This window comes from Nonomuraea antri, from assembly GCF_013283785.1.
In the GTDB taxonomy this organism is placed as follows: Bacteria; Actinomycetota; Actinomycetes; order Streptosporangiales; family Streptosporangiaceae; genus Nonomuraea; species Nonomuraea antri.
This window is the reverse complement of the sequence record NZ_JABCPZ010000150.1, coordinates 20,555-27,616: the sequence shown is the minus strand read 5'-3', so window position 1 is coordinate 27,616 and position 7,062 is coordinate 20,555. Positions and strand designations below refer to the sequence as shown.

Sequence of the window (7,062 nt, the reverse complement as noted above, 5' to 3'; positions counted from 1 at the left end):
GCCCATCCCCGCCGACTACCAGCGGCACCTGAGCGATCTGGTGGCCGCGGGACGGCGCGGCGCGGCCGTGCGCTACTTCATGCGCCGCGGCGTGAACCTGCCCGCCCCGGTCGTGGCCATGATGCCGCTGATGCCGGCCTGGTCGAAGCTCAAGGCCGTGGCGCACACGCTGCCCTACGACGCGGCGTTCGTGACCGCGTACGAGCGGGGCCTGCCGCTGCCGGCCGCGGCCTGGGCCTCGATCACCGCGACCACGCTGGTCATCGACGGCGGCAAGAGCCCGGCCTGGATGCGTAACGGGGTCAAGGCGCTGGCGTCCGTCCTGCCCGGGGCGGCCCACCGCACGCTCGAAGGCCAGACCCACATCGTCAAGCCCGAGGCGCTCGCGCCGGTACTGAAGGAGTTCTTCGCATGAGGTTCCTGACCACGCTGGAGCTGGGCGGCAAGACCGCGACCGGGTTCGAGGTGCCCGCTGAGGTGGTCGAGAGCCTCGGCAGCGGCCGGCGGCCGGCCGTCGACGTCACGGTCAACGGCTACGCCTACCGCAGCACGGTCGCGGTCATGGGCGGGCGGTTCATGCTCCCGCTCAGCGCCGAGCACCGGCAGGGCGCCGGGGTCGCGGCGGGTGACGAACTGGAGGTCACGCTGACGCTCGACACCGCGCCGCGCGAGGTGGAGGTGCCCGGCGACCTGGCCGCCGCGCTCGCCGGGTCACCCGAGGCGCGGCGGTTCTTCGAGGGGCTGTCGTACTCGCTCAAGCGGCGGCACGTGCTGCACATCGCGGACGCCAAGAAGCCGGAGACCCGGGCCCGCCGCGTGGCGGGCACGGTGGCCAAGCTCGCGAACGGTCAGAGCTGAGCCGGCCGCCCGGCTCAGCGGATGGCCGGCGGTTCGACCGGCCCGGGGTTCAGCCGGCGAAGGACCGCGCGAGCCACGACTCCCAGCCGCGCTCCAGCGCCCGCCCGTCGAGGTCGCGGTAGCCGTGGTGCTCGACCACCGCCGTCTCCTGCGCGTGCACGAACATGTACAGCCCCTGGTCGGTACGGACGCCGACGAAGATGCCCGGGTCGGTCACCCACTCCACGACGCCCTGCTCGGCCGGGAACCCCGGCACGGAGACGACCACCGGCAGGCCCTTCCTGAGCTCCCCGCGCACCCCGAGCGCCTGCGCGAGCGCGGCGCGGAACGCCCCGGCCGCCACCTCGGGCCTGACCAGGAACAGGTTGTGGGTGGAGATCCGGCCGGGGAAGTACTTGAGATAGGCGGCCAGCTTGTAGAGGTACTGCAGGTCGCCGAGCTTGAGCGCGTCGTACTCGGCCTCCCAGTCGTCGCCGAGGAAGCCGCTGTGCACCAGGCGGACCACCGTGGTGCCGGAGTCGCGGCCCTCGATGAGGTACTCGAACGCCATGGACGTCCCGTCGGGGTTCTTCTCGCTGCCGTACGCCAGGCGCTTGCCCGGCTCCCAGGCGGTGATCGTCGACCGGACGGGGACGTCGCCGGGGAAGGTCTGGGTGACCGTGCCGCCCTCGCGGGGTTCGAGTTCGGTGCGGCCCATGAACCAGGAGTCAATGCCCGGGCCCTCGGCGATGGCCTGCCAGACCTGTTCCGGGCGAGCCTCCAGGGTGACTTCGTGACGTACTTCGAACTCGTGGGCCATGACGGGTCCCTCCTGCCGATGAATGTGCGGCCGACGATTCCACCGACAAAAACCATTGTCAAGATCCTCTGGATTTGTCGGTGAGCCACCGGCTGGGTCGTACGGGCGAGCCGTCTCACTCTTGAGAGTGAGGCGGAGGATCGCCCGGCTCGGCGATCACTTCCGCGGCGCGAAATCGCAGGATAAGGGGCATCGAACCACCCCCTTGAGGAGATCCCGCGATGAACATCCGCTCCGCCTACGTGGCCGCCCCGCTGCTCGTCCTGGCCTATGGCGTACTCAGACTGCTGGACGGCCTGGACGGCAGCCGTGGCCCCGGGTTCGCCTGGACGGCCGGGCATCTCGCGTTCATGGGCGCTCTCGTGCTGTTCGCCATGACCTTCCGCGACATGTGGACGAGGGGGGGCCGGACCCGGGTCGCCACCGCCGAACTGGTCGTCGGCCTGGTCGGCGTCGCCTGCCTGCTCGTCCAGTTCTCGATCGACATCGTGGTCGGGTTCCTGGCCGCCGACCACGACGCCATGGGCCCCCTGTTCGACCAGGTGCAGGCCGTGCCCGGGGTCTCGCTCGCGGTCTACGACGCCGGTCCCTTCCTGTTCTACATCGCGCAGTTCGCCCTGGTCGTCCACCTGGCCGTGCACCGGGCGGTCCCCGCCTGGACCCCGGTCCTGGTCCTGCTCGGCACCGCCGTGCCGATGGCCGGCCTGGACTTCATCCCGGTCGCCGCGGTTCTCATGCTCGTCGGATTCCTGCCGCTGGCCCGCGCGAACGCCGCCGCCGGACGGCACGCGCTCGCCCATGCGTAGGGGAAAATGGCATGTGATGTCCGATCCGCTGACCGAGATGCCTCTCGTGTCGGCCGCCCGTCGCAGGCTCAGAGCGCTCCCTCCCACTCTCGTGGACGGGGCGCTCGCCCTGTTGATCGCGGTGGCGCAGGTCTGGCCGCTGCTCTCCCCCGACGAGGCGACCGGACAGCCCTGGCACTGGTGGGGATACGCGTCCGCGGTCGGCATGTCCGTCCCGCTGGTCTGGCGGCGCCGGGCGCCGGTGACCGTCCTGGTCGTGAGCCTGCTCATCGGCATGAGCTACGACCTCGTCGACCACGTCGCCCGCCAGCCCATCTGGTACGGCGCGCTCGTCGCCTGTTACACCGTGGCCCTGCGCTCGCCCAAGCCGCTCAGGATCGGCACGCTGATCCTCACCGTCGTCGGCGGCGTGGTGCTGGCGGGCTCGCCCGACACCGCCGGCCGCGGGACCGTGTTGTTCGTGGCCGCGTACGCCATCGGCAGGGCCAGGGCGGTCACCCTCGCCCACGCCGCCGCGCTGGAGGAACGGGCCGAGAGGCTGGAGAGGGAACGTCAGATGGAGGCGGAACGCGCGGCCCAGCGCGAGCGGGCCAGAATCGCCAGGGACATGCACGACATCCTCGCCCACGCCGTCAGCCTGATGGTGGTGCAGGCCGAGGCCGGTCCCGTGGTGGTCAGGAGCAACCCGGCCAGGGCCGAGGCCGCGTTCGACGCCATCGCCACCGCGGGACGTGACGCGATGACGCAGCTCAGGAGCATGCTCGGGGTGCTCAAGCAGGACGAGGCGCCCCGCGCGCCGCAGCCCACCATCGACGAGCTGCCCGCGCTGGCCGAGCAGGTCGCAGGCACCGGCCTCGACGTGGCCTTCACCGCCAAGGGCGAGCCGCGCCCGATCACCGCCGACGGCGCGGTCGCGGCCTACCGGATCACGCAGGAAGCACTCACCAACGTCGTCAAGCACTCCGGCGCGCGACACGCCGAGATCCGCCTCACCTGGGAGGACGACCATCTGATGATCGAGATCGTGGACGACGGGCCGGGCACGGGCCGCGCGCTGCCCTCCGGCGGCAACGGGCTCATCGGCATCCGCGAACGGGCCGCCGCCTGTGGTGGCACGGCCACGGCCGGGCCGCGCACCGACGGCGGCACCGGTTTCGCCGTGTCGGCAACGCTGCCGGTGGCGCGGCCATGACGCGGGTGGTGGTGGCCGACGACCAGGAGCTGGTCAGAGGCGGTTTCGCGATGATCCTGGACGCCCAGCCGGACATCGAGGTGGTGGCCGAGGCCGGCGACGGCGTGGAGGCCGTGGCCGCGGTGCGCGCGCACGACCCGGACGTGCTGCTGCTCGACATCCGCATGCCCAGGATGGACGGCATCGAGGCGGCCAGGGTGGTGTGCGCGGAGACCCGGTGCCGGGTGCTCATGCTGACCACGTTCGACCACGACGACTACGTCTACGACGCGTTGCGCGCCGGCGCGAGCGGCTTCCTCCTGAAGGACGTGCGCCGCGACGACCTGGTGAACGCGGTACGGGTGGTGGCCGGCGGCGAGTCGTTGCTGGCCCCGGCCGTGACGACCAAGCTGATCTCCGAGTTCACCGCCAGGCCGGTGGCCGCCTCCCGGGCGGTGGCCGGGGCGCTGGACGTCCTGACCGCGCGCGAGCGCGAGACCCTGCAGCTCATCGCCCGCGGCCTGTCGAACGCGGAGATCGCCGAGGCCATGGTGGTCAGCGAGCACACGGTGAAAACGCACGTCAGCAACGTGCTCTCCAAGCTCGGGCTGCGCGACAGAGTGCAGGCGGTGATCACGGCTTATGAGTCGGGGCTGACCGTTCCGGGTGCGTAACGTGAGGCCAGGCGGGTAGGCGGGCCGTATGACAGAGGGTTTCGACACCAACGTGCTGTGGGACGAGTTCCACCGGGCGGTCAACATGAACTCCGAGGAACTGCGGGCCTACCTGCTCGCCGACGCCTCGGACGAGAACGGCTTCCCCGCCGATCCCGATCTGGGCATCGACGAGCTCGGCCGCGGCGTGCTGCACGTGCTGAGCAAGCGGAAGGGCGATCTGACCAAGGCGGACATCGAGGTGATGCGCGAGGTCGTGAATCTCGTCGAGACCATGGGCGAGATGACCGACGACGGTTCGCGCCGCACGCTGATGACCGTGGGGCACGACCCGTTGCGGGGGTAGATCATGGCTGAGCCGAAACCGTGGATCGACGGTTATGTGCGCGCGTGGGACTCCAACGATCCCGACGACATCGGCGCCCTGTTCACCGAGGACGCCCTCTACCGCACCGAGCCGTACAGCACGCCCTGGCAGGGGCGCGACGAGATCGTGTCGAGCTGGCTGGGCCGCAAGGACCGGCCGGGCGAGTGGACGTTCGAGTGGCACCCGGTGAGCGTGACGGACGAGGTGAGCGTCATCCAGGGCGTCACGACATATCCAGACAAGACCTACAGCAATCTCTGGGTCATCCGTTTCGCCCCGGATGGGCGATGCCATGAATTCACCGAATGGTGGATGCGACACGACGCCAAGTGATGCAATGGCCGTGCCGCCATCCCGGCCGCGTCCGGTGTCCAGCATCATGGCAACAGGCATCATCCGGCAACAGGCATCACCCGGAGGAGATCCGTTGAGAGACAACCTCGACCTCGCCGCGAGCGCCCAGCAGTTGGCCGACGCCGCACCGACGGGATCGATCGACCGCGCCGCCGCGTCGTCGGTGGCCATCACGCTGGCGACCACGCGCGACATCACCCACGCCAGGCAGACACTGGGCGGGCTGTCGCCGGTGGAGGTCCGGCAGGCGGCGCTGACCCTGTTCGACCGCCTCTCCGCCGGCTGACCGGGTTCGGCGGGAGTCCGTCGTACGCGGGGATGGTCGTCCGCTGCCCGTGAGCGGGGTCAGCGGCGGTGTTCGGCGAGCACGGCGCGCATGTCCGCGATGGCGCGCAGTGTGCCGCGGACGGTCCCGGTCACCTTCGAGCGGCCGGTGCGCGGGAAGTAGTCGACGTCCGCCTCGGTGACGCGCCAGCCGGCCGCGGCCGCGCGCAGCACCATCTCCAGCGGGTAGCCGAACCGCGCGTCGGTCAGGCCCAGCGCGGCCAGCGGCGCGCGGCGGCAGGCCCGCATCGGCCCCAGGTCGCGCAGCGGCACCCCGGCGCCCCTGCGCAGCCGCCGGGCCAGCACGGCGTTGCCCAGCCTGGCGTGCGCTGGCCAGGCGCCACGCGCCGGATTGCGGCGGCCCAGCACCAGGTCGCTCTCCCCCGCCACGACCGGGTCGCTCACGCGCGGGAGCTGGCGGGGGTCGAGCGAGGCGTCGGCGTCCATGAAGCACACCACCTCGCTGCGCGCCGCCCGCAGGCCGGCCTGGCAGGCGGCGCCGAAGCCGCGGCGCGGCTCGCGGACGACGACCGCGCCGAGCGCGGCGGCCACCTCGGCGGAACCGTCGGCCGAACCGTTGTCCACCACGATGGGCCGGTAGCCGCCGGGCATCCGCGTCAGCACCCAGGGCAGGGCCGCGGCCTCGTCCAGGCAGGGCAGCACGACGTCGATCAGCACAGGTCCGCGAGTCCTTCCTGGAAGCCGATCTCGCACTCGAAGCCCAGCTCGGCGGCGGCCAGGTTCGCGGCGGCGGTGATGTGGCGCACGTCGCCGAGCCGGTACTCGCCGGTCGTCACCGGCTCGGGCCCGCCGGTGTGCCCGGCCAGCGCCCGCGCGAGGTCGCCGACCGTGCGCGGGCTGCCGGTGGCCACGTTGTACGCGCTCAGCCCGCCCGGCGTGCCCGCGCCGAGGGCCAGGACGTTCGCCCTGGCCACGTCCTTGACGTGGATGAAGTCGCGGCGCTGCCGCCCGTCCTCGAAGACCCTGGGCGACCGGCCGGCCCGCAGCGCCGACAGGAAGATCGACGCCACCCCGGCGTACGGCGTGTCCCTCGGCATCCCCGGCCCGTAGACGTTGTGGTAGCGCAGGGCGACGGCGACGCCGCCGGTCTCCCTGGCCCAGCCGGCCGCCAGGTGTTCCTGGGCGAGCTTGGTGGTGGCGTAGGCGTTGCGCGGGTCGGGCGCGGCGTCCTCGCCGACGGGCAGCGGGGTCAGCGCCGAGCCGCAGGCCGGGCAGCCGGGCTCGAACCGGCCCAGGTCCAGGTCCGCCGGGTGCCTGGGCGCCGGGCGCACCCGGCCGTGCGCCTGGCAGGCGTAGGCGCCTTCGCCGTAGACGACCATCGAGGAGGCCAGGACGAGCCGGTGGACGTCGTGCCTGGCCATCGCGGCCAGCAGGACGGCGGTGCCGTACACGTTGGCCGAGGCGTAGCCGGGCAGGTCGGCCACGTTCACGCCGAGCCCGACCTTGGCGGCCTGGTGCACCACCGCGTCGACGCCGGGCAGCAGCCGGTCCAGCGCCCCGGCGTCGCGGACGTCCACGCCGGTGCGCAGGTCGGCGGTGACCACGTCGTGGCCGCTCAGCGCCGCGGCGACGTGACCGCCGATGAATCCGGCGGAGCCGGTGAGCAACACGCGCATGCGCCCGATCCAACACCGGCCCGCGCCGCCCGGATCTTACGAAGCGCGGACGTCACCCGAATGATCGGCGGT

General features: G+C 72.3%; 11 protein-coding genes. 8 read left to right on the top strand and 3 right to left on the bottom strand.

The features are described 5' to 3' along the window. On the top strand, positions 1-415 hold a 415-nt coding region (locus HII36_RS36365; RefSeq protein ID WP_407940845.1), incomplete at its 5' end, for an alpha/beta fold hydrolase. Beyond that, the gene (locus HII36_RS36360; protein ID WP_173527857.1) at positions 412-858 is read left to right on the top strand and encodes a YdeI/OmpD-associated family protein; all 447 of its coding nucleotides are present in this window, start codon (positions 412-414) and stop codon (positions 856-858) included. The genes HII36_RS36365 and HII36_RS36360, both read left to right, overlap by 4 nt. Positions 859-907: 49 nt before the next feature. On the opposite strand, the gene HII36_RS36355 is transcribed toward HII36_RS36360, so the two are convergent. Further along, positions 908-1,657, bottom strand: a complete 750-nt coding sequence (locus HII36_RS36355; RefSeq protein ID WP_173527856.1) for an SRPBCC family protein — start codon at positions 1,655-1,657, stop codon at positions 908-910. 221 nt (positions 1,658-1,878) lie between these two features. Here HII36_RS36355 and HII36_RS36350 point away from each other — a divergent pair, with 221 nt between their 5' ends. From HII36_RS36350 to HII36_RS36325, 6 genes are all read left to right on the top strand, one after another. Further along, complete coding sequence (locus HII36_RS36350) at positions 1,879-2,463, top strand: hypothetical protein (RefSeq protein ID WP_173527855.1); 585 nt, start codon at positions 1,879-1,881, stop codon at positions 2,461-2,463. 16 nt (positions 2,464-2,479) lie between these two features. Next, positions 2,480-3,655, top strand: coding sequence for a sensor histidine kinase (locus HII36_RS36345; RefSeq protein ID WP_236004230.1), 1,176 nt, complete (start codon positions 2,480-2,482; stop codon positions 3,653-3,655). After that, positions 3,652-4,308 (top strand): response regulator, encoded by a 657-nt coding sequence (locus HII36_RS36340; RefSeq protein ID WP_173527854.1) that lies wholly within the window; start codon positions 3,652-3,654, stop codon positions 4,306-4,308. The genes HII36_RS36345 and HII36_RS36340 overlap by 4 nt, the downstream gene beginning before the upstream one ends. Before the next feature lie 28 nt (positions 4,309-4,336). Then, positions 4,337-4,654 (top strand): DUF3140 domain-containing protein, encoded by a 318-nt coding sequence (locus HII36_RS36335; protein WP_173527853.1) that lies wholly within the window; start codon positions 4,337-4,339, stop codon positions 4,652-4,654. 3 nt (positions 4,655-4,657) lie between these two features. Beyond that, positions 4,658-5,008, top strand: coding sequence for a YybH family protein (locus HII36_RS36330; protein WP_173527852.1), 351 nt, complete (start codon positions 4,658-4,660; stop codon positions 5,006-5,008). 94 nt (positions 5,009-5,102) lie between these two features. Further along, entirely contained in the window at positions 5,103-5,315 is a 213-nt protein-coding gene (locus HII36_RS36325; protein WP_173527851.1) for a hypothetical protein, read from the top strand. A 59-nt stretch (positions 5,316-5,374) separates the two neighbouring features. Here the strand turns inward: HII36_RS36325 and HII36_RS36320 are convergent, their stop codons facing one another. Together HII36_RS36320 and HII36_RS36315 are read right to left on the bottom strand one after the other, a co-directional pair. Beyond that, positions 5,375-6,031 (bottom strand): glycosyltransferase family 2 protein, encoded by a 657-nt coding sequence (locus tag HII36_RS36320; protein ID WP_328808045.1) that lies wholly within the window; start codon positions 6,029-6,031, stop codon positions 5,375-5,377. Further along, positions 6,025-6,990, bottom strand: a complete 966-nt coding sequence (locus HII36_RS36315) for an NAD-dependent epimerase/dehydratase family protein (protein ID WP_173527850.1) — start codon at positions 6,988-6,990, stop codon at positions 6,025-6,027. The genes HII36_RS36320 and HII36_RS36315 overlap by 7 nt, the downstream gene beginning before the upstream one ends. Between the last annotated feature and the right edge of the window lie 72 nt (positions 6,991-7,062).